We start from the raw sequence: 19,620 nt of genomic DNA, 5'->3' as shown, positions 1-19,620 counted from the left end.
TCAACTCCTTCATGCTATAGCTTAAAACTTACTTATCGTTCAATGCAACTACGCCTGGAAGCACTTTGCCTTCCATGAATTCCAGTGATGCACCGCCACCTGTGGAGATGTGGTCCATTTTATCAGCCAGTTTGAACTTCTCAGCTGCTGCTGCGGAGTCGCCACCACCGATTACTGTGTAAGCATCCGTTGTTGCACAAGCTTCTGCCACTGCACGAGTACCGTGGGAGAAAGGCTCGATTTCGAATACGCCCATTGGTCCGTTCCATACTACAAGTTTGGAGTTTTTAACAACGTCAGCATAGATCTCACGTGTTTTAGGACCGATGTCGATACCTTCCCAATCTGCAGGAATGTCGCCAACTTCAACTACTTTTGTGTTTGCGTTAGCGCTGAAATCATCAGAAATGACGATATCTACTGGCAGATAGAAGTTTTTACCCAGTTTTTTTGCTTTTTCGATGAAGCCCAGAGCTACATCCAGTTTGGACTCATCCAACAGGGATTGGCCTACTTCGTGGCCTTGAGCCTTCATGAATGTGTAGGACAGACCACCACCGATGATTACGTTGTCTGCAATGTTAAGCAGGTTGTCGATTACATCGATTTTGTCCTTAACTTTGGATCCGCCAATGATTGCAGTGAAAGGACGCTCAGGGTTGGAAATGGCTTTGCCGAGCACTTCAAGTTCTTTTTCCATCAAAAGACCGGATACTGCTGGCAGCAAGTGAGCGATACCTTCTGTTGAAGCATGTGCTCTGTGAGCTGCTCCGAAAGCATCGTTAACGAAAACGTCAGCCAGTTCTGCAAATTGTTTTGCCAGTTCTGGATCGTTTTTCTCTTCGCCTGCATGGAAACGAACGTTTTCAAGCAACAATACGTCACCGTTGTTCAGTTCAGCAACTTGCGCTTTAACGGTTTCACCGATGGAATCGTCAGCTTTAACCACTTTTTTACCGAGCAGCTCGGACAAACGCTCAGCCGCTGGAGTCAAACGCAAGGATTCCACAACCTCGCCATTTGGACGACCCATGTGGCTCGCAAGAATGACTTTTGCACCTTTTTCGATCAAGTAGTTGATCGTTGGCAGTGTTGCACGAATACGTTTGTCATCTGTAATTTTACCATCTTCGAGCGGCACATTGAAATCTACACGGACAAAAGCCCGTTTTCCTGTCAATTCGATATCGCGTACACTTTTTTTGTTCATCTGTATTTCCTCCGCACCCATGTATTTGGTGGACCGATCAGGAGCCCAAATCCCCTGTCAACCCTGGTGTTTTTGAGAAATTTGCAAAATGTTGATAGATAAAGAGCGGAAACAATAGCATCTGTTTCCGCTCTATGTTATTGCAGATATTACTTAATCATTTTTGCAAAGTGCTCCAAAGTGCGAACCAATTGAGCTGTGTAGGACATTTCGTTGTCATACCAAGCTACAGTTTTAACCAGTTGTTGGTCGCCCACAGTCAGAACTTTAGTTTGAGTTGCATCAAACAGGGAACCGAAAGTGATACCTTGGATATCGGAAGATACGATTTCGTCTTCAGTGTATCCGAAAGTTTGTGGATCGGAAGCTTCTTTCATTGCTGCATTAACTTCATCAGCAGTTACTTTTTGTCCAAGAACAGTTACGAGCTCAGTCAGGGAACCAGTAGCTACTGGTACACGTTGAGCTGCACCGTCGAGTTTACCTTGCAGTTCAGGGATAACCAAACCGATTGCTTTAGCAGCACCAGTTGTGTTAGGGATGATGTTTTCAGCTGCTGCGCGAGCACGACGGAAGTCACCTTTAGGGTGTGGAGCATCCAATGTGTTTTGGTCGCCAGTGTAAGCGTGAATTGTAGTCATCAAACCTTGAACGATTCCGAATTTGTCTTGCAGTGTTTTTGCCATAGGAGCCAGGCAGTTTGTTGTGCAAGATGCGCCGGAGATTACAGTTTCAGTACCGTCGAGGATTTCATGGTTTACGTTGTAAACGATGGTTTTCATGTCGCCAGTAGCTGGTGCGGAGATAACAACTTTTTTAGCGCCGCCTTTAAGGTGCTTCTCAGCTGCTTCTTTAGTTGTGAAGAATCCAGTACATTCCAGAACGATGTCTACGCCCAGGTCGCCCCAAGGAAGTTCTTCTGGGTTACGGTTAGCCAGTACTTTAACTTCTTTGCCGTTCACTTTGAAGAAGCCGTCGTGTACTTCAACATCGCCATCGAAGCGACCTTGAGTTGTATCATATTTAAGCAAATGAGCCAGCATTTTAGCGTCAGTCAAGTCGTTGATTGCTACTACTTCAATGCCCTCTACATTTTGAATACGGCGGAATGCCAAGCGACCAATACGTCCAAAACCGTTAATACCTACTTTAATCATGAGTAAGTTCCTCCCAAGTTTTGATTTAATTTTTTTATGAAGCTATATATTCAAGACAGACGGTGAAGTCCGTCAAGACAACAAGAGTTGTGGTAAAAGAAAAACTTTATTCCATTTCGGCAACGATGACTTCGGCAGCTGCCTCATCAATAATCAGAATATCTTCCTGTCCGAATCGCAGTACGGAATGAATGGCAGCCGCCTTACTTTTGCCACCCGCAATTCCGATCACCACATCGGTCCGTTCAATATCCTGAAGTCGCATGCCCAGAGTGAGCATGGTATGTACCACTTCACCCTGATCGTTAAAATAATAACCGAAGGATTCAGATACGGCTCCTTGCTCCTGAAGCTCTTCTATGATCTCCGCTGCAAGTTTGCGTCTTCGCGCCATCTCCACGGCATCACCGATTCCGTGAATTACGATGCGTGACTGTCGGATCAGCTGAAGAATCTCCTGGACGCTAGGGTCCTGAATTAACGATTCATAGGCATGATCACTAAGCAAATCCGGTACATGCAGGAGTTTGTATTGTGCTCCTACCCGTTTTGCCATTGTCGATGCAATCGTATTGGCCTGAATTTCGAGGCTTTCTCCCAATCCGCCGCGTGCCGGTACGAACCAGACACCTTTAAGCGATGTTGGCGGAGTCAGCTGCTCTGCTACTCCTGCCGTTGTTGATCCGCCTGTTACGGCAACAACGTCGTTATCATTCATTACCTGACTAAGAGCCTTTGCCCCAGCCTTACCCAGTTCCCGTTTGGCAAATGGAGAAATGTCCGAATCGCCGGGAACGACAACTACCTTTTGCAGACCGTAGGCTTGCTTGATGCGTTCTTCCAGCTCGGATAATCCGAACAGCTCTTTGGCTACTGGCTCTAATTGCTGCAGCAAATCATGCCCTGCCTCACTGATCTTCATCCCTGCACTGTCAATTTCAATAAGTCCCTGAGCCTTTAACAAATCGGTCTCAGCCCTCAGAACCCGCTCGGTCATCTGCATGGAATTGGCTAACGTCCTTCTCCCGATCACATCCGATAACATGATCTGGTGCAGAATCGTATACCTCTTCTTCAAGACATCCATGAGATCAGGCAGAAGCTGCTTTTGCACTTCTAAAATCGTTCGCATGCTTTCCACTCCCGCAAGCTTCTCGTTCCAAGCTCTCTTTCATGGCCCTAAAATGTCCCGGGTTAACTTTTTAAGTCCCACGTCTATTCTACCTAAAACTGACGTGACATGCAAGTGTTTCAAAAGCCTTATTTCACAACGTTTTGGGCCAATGTACGCGCTTATTTTCACAATCTCCGACTTCCACCGGAAAGTGCAGCCGCATTTACACCATATATAGAAGAAAATCAAATTTCTCATCTATATATCGCTTCTATTGACTCCAGGATCGTGCTTCATGCAACCTGTCCAAAACTTCTCTTAGCATTTACTTAAATGCTTTCTTTATCCATTCTTCATCATCATGATCAATTTCAGGTCATTCCAAACCATAAGCTTGATCATATCTCTTGCAATTCAGGACTCCATGAGCTATAATCATTATTGCTGTCACATCAACGTGCGCCCGTGGTCCAATGGATATGACGTAGGCCTCCGAAGCCTGAGATCCAAGTTCGATTCTTGGCGGGCGCGCCATTCTTGATTAGCAACTCATAACCCTTTTAACCAATGGAACCGTAAAGGTTTCTTTTTTTTCAAAGTTAGTTTGACTTTCTTTGACTTTTTGTTTGAAATTGTTTATGATGTGGGTAATACGGTAACAGTTTAAATAGATACACTATTCCATGTACATTTCCGAGGAGGTTTTTCACGTGAGTTATATTCCTATGGTCGTTGAACAGAGCAACCGCGGTGAGCGCGCCTATGACATCTATTCCAGATTGCTGAAGGATCGTATTATCTTTCTAGGCAGCGATGTAAATGACGTTGTTGCGAATGCCATCATGGCACAGATGTTGTTCCTCGCTGCGGAAGATCCGGAGAAAGACATTCATCTATACATCAACAGCCCAGGCGGATCCATTACAGCCGGTATGGCCATTTACGATACAATGCAATTTATCAAACCTGATGTATCTACCATCTGTGTAGGTATGGCAGCTTCGATGGGCGCATTCTTGCTCAATGCAGGTGCAAAAGGCAAACGTTTTGCACTGCCTAACAGTGAGATCATGATTCACCAGCCGCTGGGCGGTGCACAAGGTCAGGCTTCGGATATCGAAATCCGCGCCCGCCGCATTTTGAAAATGCGTGATACCTTGAACCGCATCATCGCTGAGCGCACAGGTCAACCACTGGAGCGCATCGAGAAAGATACAGACCGTGACTACTTCATGAGTGCTGCTGAAGCTGCCGATTACGGTATCATTGATAAAGTCATCGAAAACGTTGGCTCCCAAGGCGTATAAGCCGAGGTAACTGTATATTGAGAATATGAACTGGCCGATTGACCTGTTCATACTACGAAGAAGCGCCCCTTGTCATGATCATGACGAGGGGCGCTCTTTTTTTAGAATGATATCGAAAAATTACTCTGCTGCAATTCCACTGAATGGCTGTGTGCCTTTAGGAAGTAACTCTTTGTACGTAAACGGGAATTCCGGGAAACCCTCTGCATAAGCAGTGTACTCATACAGTTGGAAGAACACGACTACGCCTGTAGGTGTTACATAGAAGTCCTGATCCTTGTTCAGCCCTTTATAGCCGTCCAGGTAACCACCGCGAGCCTTAAGCTGTTCACCAACCTTTTTGCCAAGTGTATCGCGCATCGTCTTGTTGTTTTGCAGCACATCATCAAGACTTAGCTCTTTACCTGTATCCAGTGCAAAGGTGTGACCTGTCCGTGTAGTCATCCCGTGTGCTCCGGCATAATCCTCATAACGCTGAGTTACCAATCCCAGCACGCCGTTTTCGTTGTACGTCACCACATAGGTGCTCTCAAATGCATATGGACGGTTTGCTGCTGCCGTTCCGTATTCTGCCGTTTGCTTTTTGAAAGCAGCTACGAATGTATCCACTTCATCTTTCAATACTTTGTTGATAGCCGCTTCGGCTTCATCGCTAGCAAGTCCACTCACCTGCGGATATTGAATATCTACCTCAGCATTTTTGATGTCGACTTTCACAGTTGCTGATTTCACTTTTACGCTATTTTGCTTCACTTTGCTCAGTGCCAGTGTTTTGGTTTTACCATCCCAGCTGCCTTGAACACCCAAATAATCTCTCATCGCTGAAAATGGAATGTACAGACGTCCTTTGATCAGCTTCGCTTCAACGTTAGGATAATAATTATTTACTCTTAGCGACGGTTCACCATCCGCCAGGCTGATTTTCATCGTGTTATTCGCTGCAGTCAGTGTGTACTCTTTTGTTTTTGCGTTATAGGTTAACGTACCACCAGCCACATCCTTAACAGCAGTGAGGGATACCCACGTCGATCCACCTTGTAAAAGTCCCTTTTGTGTCAACGTTTTGCCTGCAGACTTCAATGTAACATCTGTGGATGCCGTAACTTTGGAAGTAACCGAAGCTGCCTGCACGGAGTTATCCTGCCATACCGCCCCACTACCTACAATGATTCCTGCCGCGAGTAATGCACTTGTCCACTTTTTCCATGATGTCATATATAAAACTCCTCTCGAATTTGCCTATGGTTTATTGCGTATGTATCCTGATCGCATATCTCATACGCTCACCTCTATATTATAATTAACCCAATTCAGGAAAGGTTTACAGCACCAGTTACAATGTTGTTCAATCCAAATCCATTTGGTAAAGGTTTTGTCACGAACAAATATACAAAAAAGACATCAAATCAACCTCATTATTCTCGTTAAAGTAGGGATGTTAATGCCTAACTCCTTTAAAGCTCCTCTATATAACAAAAGAGACCCTGCCCGATTGGACACAGTCTCTTCATATCTTCATCTACGTCTACAGTTATTTCATTTCATACGTAATGTTAAGCGTTGTGCTTACTTTAACCTGACCTGTTTCAATTTCTGTACCCGCAGCAGACATTGCCATGTCCTTGGCCGTCGAACTTTCTGTTGCATAGAGCACAGGCACATTGGCATCACCTTGAGTTACAGACAACACAGCACCCAATTGACGTTTAACCGCCTTGGCAATCGCTCCTGCTTTCACATCTGCATTGGCTACTGCCTTCTCGATCACTTGTGCTTCGAAGTTTTCCGGATTTTCTACCATAAAGCGTACATTCTCGATATTGTTGGCACCTGCCTGCGAAGCAGCATCCAGCAGTTCACCAATCTTGTCCATTTCGCGGTACGTAATCGTCAACGTATGATGAGCGGTATAGCCTTTAACTTTCTGACCTTCTTTATCGCTATACGTATAGTTTGGCTGTACATAGAATTGACTGGTCTGAATGTCGTCTGCACTGATTTTCCACGTATTCTTCAGCAGGTTGGATACCTTTTGAATTTTTGCGGCATTTGCCTTCTGGGCGGAGGCTGCTGTCTCAGCCGTGCTATTCACTCCGATCGATAGATAAGCGATATCCGGCTTTACCTGAATCTCACCTTTACCCACGACATTTATCACATTTTGCTGTACCCCTTGTACTTCTGCAGCATAGGCATAATTCCCCGGCGACACCCACGCTGTACCACCAACGAGCAATGTTCCTGCCACCAATACCGCACCAAGCGGTTTCATCCAATGTTTACCCATTACGCATAGCCTCCTTATATTTAAGATCTCAATCTCAAAGCATTTTGATACCTTAACAGACGGAGACATTTTCCAAAATGTTGCACTTGATTATGCCCATAACGCAAAAAAGCCCCTTGCGGGACTTCTTCATGTCATGTTAATCATATCTTATTGGTTTTCAAGTTCTTCCTTGCTCACCAAACTCACTAAAGCGTTTACAGCCTGTTCGGCGTCCGCGCCTTCAGCACTAATTTGGATTTCTGTACCAGTACTGATTGCAAGGCTCATGATCCCCATGATACTTTTTGCATTAACTTTTTTGTCGTCCTTCTCGACGAACACTTCAGATGAGTACTTATTCGCTTCTTGAACGAACAGTGCCGCAGGTCTGGCATGGAGACCCGTTTTCAAACGGACAACTACCGGGTGCTTTGTCATGGAAACTTACCCCCTATTAGAAATCTAGACATTAAATACACAATTATATTTATAACATTATACCATTAACCCGCGCAGGACACTAGAAGAAAAAAAACCAGAACAATTCTGACTATTCAACCAGGTCCAAATCCGTTAACCGTGACGTTCATTCCGCACTTTCTCAGCCAACTCGTCAATCTTGCGAAGCCGATGGTTGACACCCGATTTGCTGACGGTACCTTTTAACAGCTCGCCAACTTCCTTCAGGTTAATGTCAGGATGCGCCAGTCTAACCTCTGCGACTTCACGCAGCTTCTCAGGCAAAGACTCCAAACCGACTTCCTTTTGCAGCAGCTTGATATTATCAATCTGTCTCACTGCAGCTCCGATCGTCTTGTTCAGATTAGCTGTCTCACAGTTGACGATCCGGTTAACGGAATTACGCATATCCCGCATAATCCGTACATCCTCAAACTTGAACAAGGCTTGATGCGCACCAATGATGCTGAGCAGCTCAATAATTTTCTCGCCTTCCTTAATGTATAGGATGAATCCTTTTTTGCGTTCTATACACCGGGCATTGAGATGAAATTCATTGGCCAGGTCCACGAGGGCCTGACAGTGCTCTTCATACATGGATGCGATCTCCAGGTGATACGAGGATCCTTCAGGGTTGTTGACCGAGCCACCCGCCATAAACGCGCCGCGTAGGTAAGCCCGTTTACAACAGTTTTTCCGTAACAGCTCCTGATTAATTCCTGGAGTAAACAAAAAGCCTTCCGATACAATGTACAGATCCTTTAATATCTCCTGTACCATGGACGGAATACGAACAATATATACATTGTTCTTTTTCAGCCGCATTTTTTTGCGGACAAGCAATTCCGTATGCACTTGAAAATGCTTTTTAAGCAGAGAGTATGCCCGTCTTGCGATCGCGGCATTCTCCGTCGAAATATCCAAGATCACTTTTTTATTCGATAACTGCACCGCACCTAGCATACGGATGAGGGCTGAAAGTTCCGCCTTTTCGCAGCACGGTTCACTCTCTATCATGGTTAATTCTTTTTTGGTCTGTGCTGCAAACGACATGGGACTTCACCTCTTCCGTAACATCCAATTTTGTACCAGCTGATAGATGTGGTGACTAAGCTTATCGGCATCATGACGCAGATAGGTTCTAAACAGAACAAGTGTATCCGCAACTACCTGATAACCGGAACTTTTAAGTACATCCATATCCAAAACAACCGGTTTGGCTCCTTTTTCCGCATACCTATTCTGCACCTGCAGCGGAATTTCACCATTATTAACAATAACATAGTCAAAGAGCTGATGCCCCACGTGCTCATGAACCGCCTTGAGGTGGTCACTCACCGTATAGTTATCCGTCTCTCCAGGCTGTGTCATCACATTGCATATAAACATCTTCACGGCCTCTGCCTCGACGACAGCCTCTGCCAGTTTGGGAACTAACAAGTTAGGCAGAATGCTCGTATACAAGCTGCCTGGCCCAATCAGGATGGCATCTGCTTGTCGAATAGCCTCCACAGCCTCTGGCAACGGCTCCACGTGATCCGGTTCAAGGAAAACGCGTTTAATGCGTCCGCCTGCTTCAGGGATTTTGGACTCGCCTGTAACAATTGAGCCATCCTCCATCTCCGCATGCAGCACAACCGCCTGCCCCGCTGCCGGCAAAACCTCACCGCGAACGGCAAACACGCGGCTAAGTTCCCGCACTGCGGTTACGAAGTCGCCTGAAATATCCGTCATTGCAGCCAAAATCAAATTACCCAGGCTGTGGCCTGCAAGCCCCGCGCCTGTATTAAAACGATATTTTAGCATATCCGATAGCAATGGCTCAACATCAGCCAGCGCTGTAAGCACGTTACGAATGTCGCCCGGAGGCGGCATTTGCAGTTCGTTGCGCAGGATGCCTGAACTTCCACCGTCATCTGCTACCGTGACGATGGCCGTGATGTCCAGCGGCTTCTCTTTCAAACCGCGCAGCATCACGGATAACCCGGTTCCGCCGCCCATTACAACAATTCTCGGACGTTCTCTTCGTGGTCCGGCTTCTTTCATCCCTTCACCCTCTTCAATGACGATCACGGTCAGCGTCGCGATGGCTCACGGTAACAGCTTCAGTTTCGCTGCTTCCCAACATTTTGCCCAAATATTCGGATATGGCTACCGAACGATGCTTGCCGCCGGTACATCCAATCCCGATAATCACCTGACTTTTGCCTTCCTTACGATATTGCGGAATCAGGAAGTGCAGCATATCGAGCAGTTTGGTCAAAAACGACTGTGTCTCAGGCCATTTCATGACATATTCATATACATCACTATTCTGCCCGGTATTCGGACGCAAATGATCAATATAATGCGGATTCGGCAGGAAACGAACATCAAACACCAGATCCGCATCGATTGGAATGCCATATTTAAATCCAAACGACGTGATATTCACCGACAGCATATGACTTTCCAAATGAGAAAAACGGGAAATAATCCGCTCTTTAAGCTGCGCCGGCTTCATCGTACTTGTGTTCAGTACCTGGGTAGCCGAATTCTTAAGCTCCTCCAGCATCTTGCGCTCCAGACGGATGCCGTCAAGCGGCATGCCCTCAGGAGCCAGCGGATGTCTGCGTCTGCTCTCCTTGTAGCGCTGTACAAGGACGGAATCAGTAGCATCCAGGAATAAAATTTCGCAATGAATGGTAAAATGATCTTTTATATAGTTCAAAGACTCGGACAAAGCCGTAAAGAATTCCCGTCCCCGCAGGTCAATCACGAGGGCTACCTTACCGATCTTGCCGTTCGATTGTTCAATCAGTTCCGCAAATTTCGGAATCAACACCGGTGGCAGATTATCCACGCAGAAAAAGCCGAGATCTTCCAGGCTCTGTACCGCAATTGTTTTGCCTGCTCCGGACATGCCCGTAATGATAATGAGCGTGGCGCCTGTGCCCGGTGAAACTTCACCTTCAAGCATAAATGTCCCCTCCTTATCATATTGCTGCCTAATCATATGGTTCCGAGGTTACTAAGAACGCAAGAGAAGTCCTGCCGCGCCAACAATTCCCGCATCGTTGCCCAGAGTTGCTTCCAGGATCTGAACACCTTCCTGCAGCGGTTCAGGTGTCAGTTTCGCAAATACAGCACGTACTTCGTCAAACAGGATATTACCGGCTTTGGATACACCGCCCCCGATGATGAACATTTCCGGGTTTATGACTGCAGCTACAGCCGCCATGGATTTACCCAAATAGAATGCAGCACGATTTACGATGCGCAGAGCCACTTCATCTCCAGCTTTCGCTGCATCGAATACTTCCTTGGCTGCAATTTTGTCCACAAGCGCAAGTGACGTATGATCTCCGCGTTCTACTGCATCCTTAGCCATACGGATAATGCCCGTTGCGGACGATACCGTTTCTACACATCCCATTTTACCACAACCACACTGAATGGCTTCCAGATCAGGTACAACACTGACATGACCCAGTTCTCCCGCCATGCCCGAAAATCCCTGATAGATTTTGCCGTTCAGTATCAAGCCTCCGCCAACACCTGTACCCAGCGTGTAGCATACGCAATTATCCACGCCCTTGCCGGCACCTGCCCAAGCCTCACCGAGTGCAGCAACGTTAGCATCGTTATCTATTTTGACTGGCTTGCCCAGACGCTCTTCCAGAACCGAACGAATGGCTACATTCCGAAATCCGATGTTAGGAGCGAGAACGATAATACCCTCGCGTACATTCGTGAACCCGGCTACCCCAGCTCCTACACCTTCAAGCTGCTCCCAGCTATATGGCGATTCTGCCACGATATGACGGACATACTTCTCGATGTTGGCGATGACCGTGTCTACGCCCTTATCCACTTCTGTCGGCCCTTCATACGTATGCATAAGCTGACCTTGTTCATTGCATATACCGACCTTGATTGCTGTTCCGCCGAGATCGACCCCAACGTAGATTTTCTCAGACATGCCGCAAGCCACCTTTATCTATCTAAAATAGTTTAATCCTACGTACCAACTATAATTGAAGGATACGCCTGGGTCAAGACGATAAGACCATTGATACAGAACGCTTCGCCGCGATTGTGAACCACATCACACCCACTTCATGTATACGTATACAACCTCTCCTCTCTTCTACCAAAACGCAAGCTTTCACGCTTCCCTACTAGAAAGGGAAGCCTCAACTCATGATATTTCATGATCACTCGTTCCATGCGTAAAAGATGACAGTTGTCACCTGAAAGTCATGACAACTCTTACTAATCCCGTCACAGTTCGTTCGGTAAGATGGAATTATCTTAGAGAACAGACAAGGGACGTGAATACAGATGAATACCGATTCAACCATCATACAGCTTGAACAAGTCAGCAAACGGTTCGGCAGCAAGCTGGCCGTCAGCCCTATTTCCCTGAAGATTAACCGCGGCTCAATCGTTGCCATCCTTGGCCCAAACGGCGCAGGCAAAACAACCACCATGAACATGATGCTTGGCCTGTCCACTCCCTCCTCAGGAGAAGTGACTGTCATGGGGATGCCGCCAGGTCACAGACAAGTTCGCGAGCGCATCGGTGTCATGCTCCAGGACGTGAGTGTCATGGACGGCCTTACGGTTCGGGAAATCATTCGTATGGTGCGCAGCTACTATCCTACCCCGCTGGATGCGGACAAGATCGAAGCTTTGACAGGTCTAAAGCCTGAGGATCTGAACAAAAGGGCTGAGAAGCTGTCAGGTGGTCAAAAGCGCAGTCTGAACTTCGCCCTTGCCATGGCAGGTGACCCAGACTTGCTCTTCTTCGATGAACCTACGGTTGGCTTGGACTCCGAGACCCGAAGATACTTTTGGAAGCAGATTCGCCAGCTTGCCCAGCACGGCAAAACGATACTCTTCACAACACATTACCTGCAGGAAGCCGATGAAGCAGCCGACCGGATTATCCTGTTCGCCGGAGGTTCCATCATTGCGGACGGTACGCCTGATCGTATCAAAGACGGAATCGCCAAACGGACGCTTTCCTTCTCGCTGCCAGATGGCCACCTGTATACCGAACTTATAACTCCCGATACTGCTCTGCCGGACATCCGTACACAGATTGAAGAGCTACCTGGAGTGGAAAGAATCGAGTATTACAAAGACCGCTGTATTCTTCATACGCAGGATACAGACGCTCTGATTCGTGTCATCATTATGCGCCAGCTGCCTGTTAGGGAGATCCGTATTGAAACCGGACAACTGGACGATGCTTACGCAACCTTGCTCGAAACCATGAAGGAGGAACACTGATATGTCTATGCTGTTTGCCCAATCTCGCGTTGAAATGCTTCGTATGTCCCGCAATGTCTACTTTGTATTTTGGTCACTGCTGATGCCTGTGATCTTCTACGTTCTCTACACCCGCATTTTTACCACAGATGCAGTAAATGCGAAGGAGTGGAACGCACACTACCTCATGTCTATGACCTGCTTTAGCGTTATGGGTTCATCCATTATGACCCTGGGGATCCGGCTCGTTCAGGAGAGAGTGCACGGCTGGGTCACCTATCTGCGCGTCACTCCTCTCCCGGACTCCATTTATTTCGGCGGAAAAATGATTGGTCAGACAGCCATGCATCTGTGTTCCATTGTCATTATTTTTGTAGCAGGCTATCTGATTAATGGCGTTACCCTCTCGGTCTCCGAGTGGATCGGCTCCGCCCTGTGGATTTTGGCTGGTTCTCTGCCCTTTCTCGCCCTTGGTACGTGTATTGGCACCTTCCGCCGCATCGATACCGCAACCGGGCTCAGCAACGCCCTGTATCTTTCGCTCGCTTTGCTTGGGGGGATGTGGATGCCGCTGGACGTCATGCCGAGCTGGCTTGCACAAATCGGCCACTGGCTGCCTTCCTACAGTTTCGGCAATGGAGCCTGGATCATTGTAACCGGTGGTGTACCTGAACTGCAGGATATCCTGCTATTGACAGCATACTTGGCGGTATTTATGTTAATATCCACCTATATCCGCAGCAAACAAAAGGAGGCTTAATCTTCTACATGCTTCAGCGTTTTGAGCTTTTCCCTAAGCGGTACGGAATTTATCCTTACATCTGGATGATCTATCTCGCCATGCCGATTTATTATTTATGGAATGCTCATGGACTGCATTTGTACATCGGTGTCACGGTATTCATTGTATTTATCCTGACCTACCGCCAGCTGTATATGACGTCTGGAACCTCCGCATTCTCCTACTGGCTTGGTCTGCAGATGGCTGCCGTGCTGATATTGAGTCTTGTGATTGATTCGAATATGTTTTTTTTGGGCTTTTTCTCGGCCAATTTTATCGGGTGGTATACGGAGCGAAGAATGTTCCGGCGCTTTTTATTGCTTTTTGCTATCGTTCAAACCATTCCTATTGCTGTTAACATCAAGGAATTTACTGCGGAGCAACTCCTGTTCTTTACTCCGTTTTACCTGATTATGCTGGTATCTCCCTATGGAATCAGAACCATGCTGGATCGTCAGCAGCTGGAAGCGAAGCTGGATGAGGCCAACCAGCATATCAAGGAGTTGATCAAGCGAGAAGAACGCATGCGTATCGCCCGCGATTTGCATGATACGATGGGACATACACTCTCTTTGATCACGCTCAAGAGCGAACTCGTCACCAAATTGATCACCAAAAATCCCGAACGTGCCATACAGGAAGCGCGTGAGATCGAACGCACCTCTCGAGCAGCGCTGCGCGAAGTAAGGCAGCTTGTCTCTGACATGCGGGCGATCAGCATAGCTGAAGCGCTAGCCGACGCCCAAGAGATGCTGAAGAGTGCAGACATTGAGCTTCAAATAACAGGTGATTTGGGGCCTTATGGCGATGTGCCGGACCTGACCCAGAATATGGCCAGTCTCTGCATCCTTGAAGCCGTAACCAATGTTGTGAAACATAGTGGTGCTTCTCAGAGTCTGATCCATCTGGAACGAACACACGATGGCGTTCAGATCACGGTAAGGGATAATGGTCAGGGCATGCCTTCCACCGAACGTCCAGGCAACGGACTGAAGGGCATGTCCGAACGCCTGGGACTGATTGATGGTTCTCTACGGATTACATCTGATTCAAGAGGAACCATTCTCGTCTTTTCCTTTCCGCTGATTGCCAGTGAACCCCAAGGAGGAGTGTAATAATGATTCGAATCATGATTGCCGAAGACCAGCGCATGCTGCGCGGTGCACTTGCGTCACTGCTTGATCTCGAAGACGACTTAGAGGTCATCGGTGAAGCAGGTAACGGAGAAGAAGCACTTCAGCAGATTTCTTCTCTTAAACCTGACCTATGCTTAATGGATATTGAAATGCCTGTCATGACGGGTCTTGAGGTCGCAGAACGTATACAACAGCTTGGCCTGACCTGCCGCATTATCATCCTTACGACTTTTGCCCGGCCGGGCTTCCTGGAACGAGCTATTCAGGCCGGTGTGCAAGGTTATCTGCTGAAGGACGAGCCAAGTGACCGTTTGGCGGAAGCTATTCGCCGTGTCATGAATGGTGGACGGGAAGTGTCCCCCGAACTGGTCTTTGGCGCTGCCAAGGAATTAAATCCCTTAACGGAGCGGGAGAAGGAAGTGCTGAAACTGGCAGCAACCGGCATGAACGCCAATCATATTGCAACCTCACTCCATCTCTCGTACGGTACCGTGCGTAATTACTTGTCCGAAGCCTTTAACAAGCTTGGGGCAAAAAATCGGATGGAAGCGGTCAGTGTGGCTGAGGAGAAAGGCTGGTTGTGAATCGGATTTGCGTCATCCAGTGACGCGATCCACGGCGAACTACATATATATAAATGTGGCCTCTGGCCCATGCGCAAAACAAAACCGCCTCCCCTTACGGGAGGCGGTTTAACTTTTTAACCATATAATCCTCACTAAACCGAGTCGTCGAGCCTTCGTTATAGCTTGGTTTCCACACGTACCGGTTCTTCGGTCTTCTCCATTTTGTTGACATCCAGGATATCGAGCAGGAAGACAAAGATCGGAATACCGATAATAAGGCCCCAGATTCCCAGGAAGTGCTGTGACAGAATCAGTACGATAAACGTGTAAAACATCGGCAGCTTTGTTTTATGTGCCATCAGTTTTGGATTAAGGAAATACGTTTCCAGTGCATGAATGATGACAATCATGACGATAACGATAATGCTCAGCTGTATGCCGCCCATTTGATAGCCGATCAGACACAGAGGCACCAATGATATAATAACGCCCGCTACCGGTACAAGGCTCAGCAGGAATACGAGAATCGTCAGAGCAAACAGATACGGGAATCCGAGTATCCATAGACCCAGGATGGTCAGAGCCGTATTGAATACAGCGATCAGCAGCTGCGCTTCAATCACTTTACCAAAAGACGATACAAATTTGTCCCCAAGATAAGCTACTTCATTGTAGAACCAACCGATCTTGCTCGTTTTGAATTTGGATGTGAACTTGACGATCTCCTGCTTCTGCAGCAGGAAGAACAGACTGAGTATGATGACCAGCAGAATAAACTCAAGCCATTTGCTCAGAGCAAATATATACTTCAATGCATCGTTCGCATAGTTCTTGATGTCGTATGATTGGAGGAAGCTGGCCACTTTGGCTGACAGATTATCCCCTTCGGCGGTATCGAAGAATGTCATAATCTCATTGGTTAACTGAATGACCTGATTGACAATCCTCGGTGAATATCTGGATATACCCAGCACAATGGCTGCAATTACGATCAGATAGAGCAGTATGACGACGACTTTATAATTAATCGGAAATAGCCGATTTAGTTTCCCCGTAATAAACTGCTGCAACCGATTCATGACATACGTCACTAGAAATAGCAGCAAGATCATGTGCAGCATACTCCCCATGCTGAACAGGACCAAACAAAACAGCAGCAGAATCAAAAAGCGTCTGACTGTTGCATTTTTTAACCACTCTTTAATCATTTCCCCCAAAATCTTCACCTCGCAGCTAATATGCCCATTATGTATACGATCTCATGTCCATTTGGTTTCAAAAAAAGAGAAGCCTCCCGGCTTCTCTCACGTGATGAGACTTCCCGTTGTCTCTTATTATAGTTTATGCAGCGCACTACCTTAGTCATGCTTACTTATCCAGCGTCTCGCTCCAATCGTGGATAATACTGCCTTCAAGGTACTTCTCACAATCCATGGCCGCCATACAGCCTGAGCCTGCAGCCGTGATGGCTTGGCGATATTTCGTATCCTGAACGTCACCGCAGGCGAATACACCCGGAATGTTCGTTTCGGTGGTACCTGGCTTCACCACAACATAACCGTGGTCATCCAGAGCAATCTGGTTACCCAGGAAGCCCGTATTAGGCGTGTGGCCAATCGCTACAAATACGCCATCTGCTTCGAGCAGCTCCTCTTGACCTGTCTCATTATTGCGCACCTTCAATCCCTTGACACCCAGTGCCTCAGGTACAACTTCGAGCGGTGTCCGGTTCAGGGCCCATTTCACCTTCTCATTGCTGCGTGCCCGGTCCTGCATGATCTTCGATGCCCGCAATTCGTCCCGGCGGTGAACCAGTGTCACGTCTGTTGCGAAACGGGTCAGGAAGCTGGCTTCCTCCATCGCGGAATCGCCGCCACCCACAACAATGATTTTCTTGCCACGGAAAAAGAATCCGTCACATGTCGCGCACGTACTTACGCCGCGTCCCACATTCTCCTGCTCTCCCGGAATACCGAGATAGCGGGCAGAAGCTCCGGTAGAGATAATAATCGACTCCGCCTCAAGCTCACCAATGCCTCCGACTTTCACCTTGAATGGCGGCTTGCTGAAGTCAACTTCCTCTACCCAGCCATTCTTGAATTCCGCTCCAAAGCGCTCTGCTTGCTTCCGCATGTTATCCATTAATTCCGGCCCCATGATGCCCTGCGGGAATCCTGGAAAGTTTTCAACCTCTGTCGTGGTTGTAAGCTGGCCCCCGGGTTGCAGACCTTCTATGACCAAAGGGTTCAGGTTGGCACGAGCCAGATATATCGCTGCCGTCAAACCTGCAGGTCCGGTTCCGATCACAATCGTTCTGTATTTAGACATATAGATACAGCCTCCTTGATAAGGTTGAGAGTGTGTTGACTGGAAAACTTCTAGAGTGATATGACGAAGCCTATTCGTTAAGTTTACCCGTTTTGCAGGCAATTGTATCCTTCATGAAATTCCGATCTTTCTCAAACTGTCTTCAAGCGCATAATGTCGCTCATCTATACGGCCAACAAGAAAATGGTACATGTAATCCGGAGTATGCTACACGGTTGGCGGGATGCTTCCGCACACCCGAACAATCTGCCGTGCGTATTTGCTAACGGTTGAAGCCGATATGCCGTACCGTTCCGCTATACTCTGATAGGTAACGGGACGACTGTGAATTTTGGCTGCGAGATATTCCAGCCCCGCAGCCCAGCCTTCAATTTGCTTGAGCCCCGGACCATCCGGATGCACTCTGGATACATAATCGGTCCAGATCCGTTCCATCTCCTGCTGCAGCTCCGCTTTCGCTTCTGTCATCTGCAGAGCACGCTCCACAACGGCTTGCCAGTGCAAGGTCGTTTCCGACTTGGCTTGCACTGTGCTTGATTGCATCTTAGGAAGAAGATGGTCTGTTATCCCGGATACCGGTTGCTGATCATGGTTCTTGCCCTGATTCTGCTCTTTCATTTGGAGTCCGCTCAGCACAGATTCAGCCGCAGCAACCAGATCCTGATCTTCATCAGGCTCTTGTACGAAGGATTGCAGGGCTTGCTGCACCTCATAATCACCGATCATGGCCAAGGCATGAATGACCTGAAGCTTGGTTGCACGATCTCCATGGCGCAGCGCCCAGAAGAACGATGAACGGATGAGCGGATCATTTTTCATCTCTTCCGGTATACCGTTACCATAGTTCTCCCATTGTCTGAATTGCTCGTCAAACGGAAGATGGTAATGATAGCTGAGCTTCTCCGGCTCACGCTCCCCTTCCCGAATTGCATCAAGGCCAGACAGATAGAACTTGGAAACCTCTGAGCCCGGATCTAGCTTGGACACATGGCGCCAAAGCCGCTCTGCAACATCGTAACGCTCCGTATTATATGCTGCCACAGCCGCGTAATGAGCAAGCGCCGGATCGGCTGCCGTCTCTTCATCCTTCAAGAGTCGGCGGAAATGGGTATAGGCCGAGTCATGCTGCCCGAGAATTCCCATCGTGGTAGCCAATTTATACACCTGCTCCTTCTGGTAAGGCACGATGACACGTAGTTTTTTGATCAATAATAGCACTTGGTCTGCCCGATTCTCGTTCTGGTGGAAGATCGCGAGATTACACAAGGCATGCAGGTTTCCCGGCTCCTGCTCCAGCACTTCGGCAATCGTCTCTCTCGCCTTGGGGAACAGTCCCATATAGTAATAAGCCAGCGCGAGATTGTTCCGGGCTGCCAGATAGTCAGGGTAGTCGGGTGACATGCCCTCCAGAAGTTCGGCTGCCTGAGCAAATTTCCCCTCTTCCAGCAGCTCTCTTGCCTGATCGTGCTCAACCACACCTTTACGGGATTTGATCCGGTTCAGCTTGGCTGGGCGATCCAGCTCATAATACAGAAGTTCCATCATCTCTTCGGCTTCCGTCATGAACTGCCCCTGTGGGTCCTCCTCCAAATACGTAACAAGTGCCTGCTCCGCTTCCTCAAACCGGTCCATATTCGCATAATTGTTGGCCATATAGAAGTAGCATTCCGTCATGGACGGATCTACCACCTCAAGCACATGCGCCAGAACAGCATTGGAAGCTTCGTAATCTCCCTTCTCAGATAATATACCCGCCATATTGCAATGGTTCACCGGATTTTCCGGTTCATATTCAACAGCTTTACGAAAATATTTTAATGCCTTGTCAACATGATTACGGTCCAGCGAGCGGACAGCTCTCTCGAAAAAGAAAGAAGCATCCAAGTGAATCGGTATAATATTGGCAAGGGGTCCTTCTGCCCGCACTAGCTTGCCCTTCATCTTCCAAGGCACCTCCTCTTTGCTTTCATTCATACTCTCCAGTATACCACATCTGGCGGCGGTCTTCTCAACATGTAGTTTCAAGAGCTTTATGCA

At 47.7% G+C, this 19,620-nt stretch carries 18 protein-coding genes and 1 tRNA gene; 6 read left to right on the top strand and 13 right to left on the bottom strand.

From position 1 onward, the window contains the following. Positions 1 to 28: 28 nt before the first annotated feature. The 3 genes from AC3WQ3_RS21405 to AC3WQ3_RS21395 form a co-directional block, all read right to left on the bottom strand. Entirely contained in the window at positions 29 to 1,210 is a 1,182-nt protein-coding gene (locus AC3WQ3_RS21405) for a phosphoglycerate kinase (RefSeq protein ID WP_154896771.1), read from the bottom strand. A 149-nt stretch (positions 1,211 to 1,359) separates the two neighbouring features. Further along, the gene (gap, locus tag AC3WQ3_RS21400; protein ID WP_095293026.1) at positions 1,360 to 2,367 is read right to left on the bottom strand and encodes a type I glyceraldehyde-3-phosphate dehydrogenase; all 1,008 of its coding nucleotides are present in this window, start codon (positions 2,365 to 2,367) and stop codon (positions 1,360 to 1,362) included. A gap of 106 nt (positions 2,368 to 2,473) precedes the next feature. Then, positions 2,474 to 3,499: a sugar-binding domain-containing protein gene (locus AC3WQ3_RS21395; protein ID WP_183526475.1), complete on the bottom strand. Its 1,026-nt coding sequence runs from the start codon at positions 3,497 to 3,499 to the stop codon at positions 2,474 to 2,476. A gap of 441 nt (positions 3,500 to 3,940) precedes the next feature. Between AC3WQ3_RS21395 and AC3WQ3_RS21390 the strand changes: the two genes are divergently transcribed. Both AC3WQ3_RS21390 and clpP read left to right on the top strand, forming a co-directional pair. Continuing rightward, a tRNA-Arg gene (locus tag AC3WQ3_RS21390) sits at positions 3,941 to 4,015 on the top strand. 176 nt (positions 4,016 to 4,191) lie between these two features. Further along, positions 4,192 to 4,788: an ATP-dependent Clp endopeptidase proteolytic subunit ClpP gene (clpP, locus tag AC3WQ3_RS21385; protein WP_095362036.1), complete on the top strand. Its 597-nt coding sequence runs from the start codon at positions 4,192 to 4,194 to the stop codon at positions 4,786 to 4,788. Between the two features lie 120 nt (positions 4,789 to 4,908). Here clpP and AC3WQ3_RS21380 read toward each other — a convergent pair whose 3' ends face one another. The 7 genes from AC3WQ3_RS21380 to AC3WQ3_RS21350 all read right to left on the bottom strand — a co-directional run bounded on the left by AC3WQ3_RS21380 (position 4,909) and on the right by AC3WQ3_RS21350 (position 11,477). Beyond that, entirely contained in the window at positions 4,909 to 6,003 is a 1,095-nt protein-coding gene (locus AC3WQ3_RS21380) for a PdaC/SigV domain-containing protein (protein ID WP_492473457.1), read from the bottom strand. Positions 6,004 to 6,319: 316 nt separating this feature from the next. Next, positions 6,320 to 7,075 (bottom strand): SIMPL domain-containing protein, encoded by a 756-nt coding sequence (locus AC3WQ3_RS21375; RefSeq protein WP_492473456.1) that lies wholly within the window; start codon positions 7,073 to 7,075, stop codon positions 6,320 to 6,322. A gap of 150 nt (positions 7,076 to 7,225) precedes the next feature. Then, a complete protein-coding gene (locus tag AC3WQ3_RS21370) occupies positions 7,226 to 7,495 on the bottom strand; it encodes an HPr family phosphocarrier protein (RefSeq protein ID WP_017691248.1) in 270 nt (89 codons plus the stop codon). A 135-nt stretch (positions 7,496 to 7,630) separates the two neighbouring features. Continuing rightward, positions 7,631 to 8,569 (bottom strand): DNA-binding protein WhiA, encoded by a 939-nt coding sequence (gene whiA / locus AC3WQ3_RS21365; protein ID WP_095293015.1) that lies wholly within the window; start codon positions 8,567 to 8,569, stop codon positions 7,631 to 7,633. Between the two features lie 6 nt (positions 8,570 to 8,575). Further along, positions 8,576 to 9,562: a gluconeogenesis factor YvcK family protein gene (locus AC3WQ3_RS21360; RefSeq protein ID WP_095293013.1), complete on the bottom strand. Its 987-nt coding sequence runs from the start codon at positions 9,560 to 9,562 to the stop codon at positions 8,576 to 8,578. 13 nt (positions 9,563 to 9,575) lie between these two features. Next, positions 9,576 to 10,475: an RNase adapter RapZ gene (rapZ, locus tag AC3WQ3_RS21355; RefSeq protein WP_095293011.1), complete on the bottom strand. Its 900-nt coding sequence runs from the start codon at positions 10,473 to 10,475 to the stop codon at positions 9,576 to 9,578. A gap of 51 nt (positions 10,476 to 10,526) precedes the next feature. Next, entirely contained in the window at positions 10,527 to 11,477 is a 951-nt protein-coding gene (locus tag AC3WQ3_RS21350) for an ROK family glucokinase (RefSeq protein WP_127540603.1), read from the bottom strand. Positions 11,478 to 11,839: 362 nt separating this feature from the next. Between AC3WQ3_RS21350 and AC3WQ3_RS21345 the strand changes: the two genes are divergently transcribed. Genes AC3WQ3_RS21345 through AC3WQ3_RS21330 form a run of 4 tightly spaced genes read left to right on the top strand, consistent with a single transcriptional unit; the run spans position 11,840 to position 15,273 of the window. Further along, positions 11,840 to 12,793, top strand: coding sequence for an ABC transporter ATP-binding protein (locus tag AC3WQ3_RS21345; protein WP_492473453.1), 954 nt, complete (start codon positions 11,840 to 11,842; stop codon positions 12,791 to 12,793). 1 nt (position 12,794) lies between these two features. After that, positions 12,795 to 13,532, top strand: coding sequence for an ABC transporter permease (locus AC3WQ3_RS21340; protein ID WP_492473452.1), 738 nt, complete (start codon positions 12,795 to 12,797; stop codon positions 13,530 to 13,532). Between the two features lie 8 nt (positions 13,533 to 13,540). Then, on the top strand, positions 13,541 to 14,668 hold the full coding sequence (locus tag AC3WQ3_RS21335; protein WP_492473451.1) for a sensor histidine kinase: 1,128 nt from the start codon (positions 13,541 to 13,543) through the stop codon (positions 14,666 to 14,668). 2 nt (positions 14,669 to 14,670) lie between these two features. After that, positions 14,671 to 15,273: a response regulator transcription factor gene (locus AC3WQ3_RS21330; RefSeq protein WP_492473450.1), complete on the top strand. Its 603-nt coding sequence runs from the start codon at positions 14,671 to 14,673 to the stop codon at positions 15,271 to 15,273. Positions 15,274 to 15,431: 158 nt separating this feature from the next. Here AC3WQ3_RS21330 and AC3WQ3_RS21325 read toward each other — a convergent pair whose 3' ends face one another. The 3 genes from AC3WQ3_RS21325 to AC3WQ3_RS21315 all read right to left on the bottom strand — a co-directional run bounded on the left by AC3WQ3_RS21325 (position 15,432) and on the right by AC3WQ3_RS21315 (position 19,524). Next, positions 15,432 to 16,463, bottom strand: a complete 1,032-nt coding sequence (locus AC3WQ3_RS21325) for an AI-2E family transporter (protein ID WP_492473449.1) — start codon at positions 16,461 to 16,463, stop codon at positions 15,432 to 15,434. Positions 16,464 to 16,623: 160 nt separating this feature from the next. Continuing rightward, positions 16,624 to 17,583: a thioredoxin-disulfide reductase gene (gene trxB / locus AC3WQ3_RS21320; RefSeq protein ID WP_095293000.1), complete on the bottom strand. Its 960-nt coding sequence runs from the start codon at positions 17,581 to 17,583 to the stop codon at positions 16,624 to 16,626. Between the two features lie 207 nt (positions 17,584 to 17,790). Continuing rightward, positions 17,791 to 19,524 (bottom strand): tetratricopeptide repeat protein, encoded by a 1,734-nt coding sequence (locus AC3WQ3_RS21315; RefSeq protein WP_492473448.1) that lies wholly within the window; start codon positions 19,522 to 19,524, stop codon positions 17,791 to 17,793. Between the last annotated feature and the right edge of the window lie 96 nt (positions 19,525 to 19,620).

The organism is Paenibacillus sp. FW104-T2 (assembly GCF_058789975.1).
The sequence above is the reverse complement of the archived record's forward strand: the minus strand, read 5'-3'. Positions and strand labels throughout refer to the sequence as shown.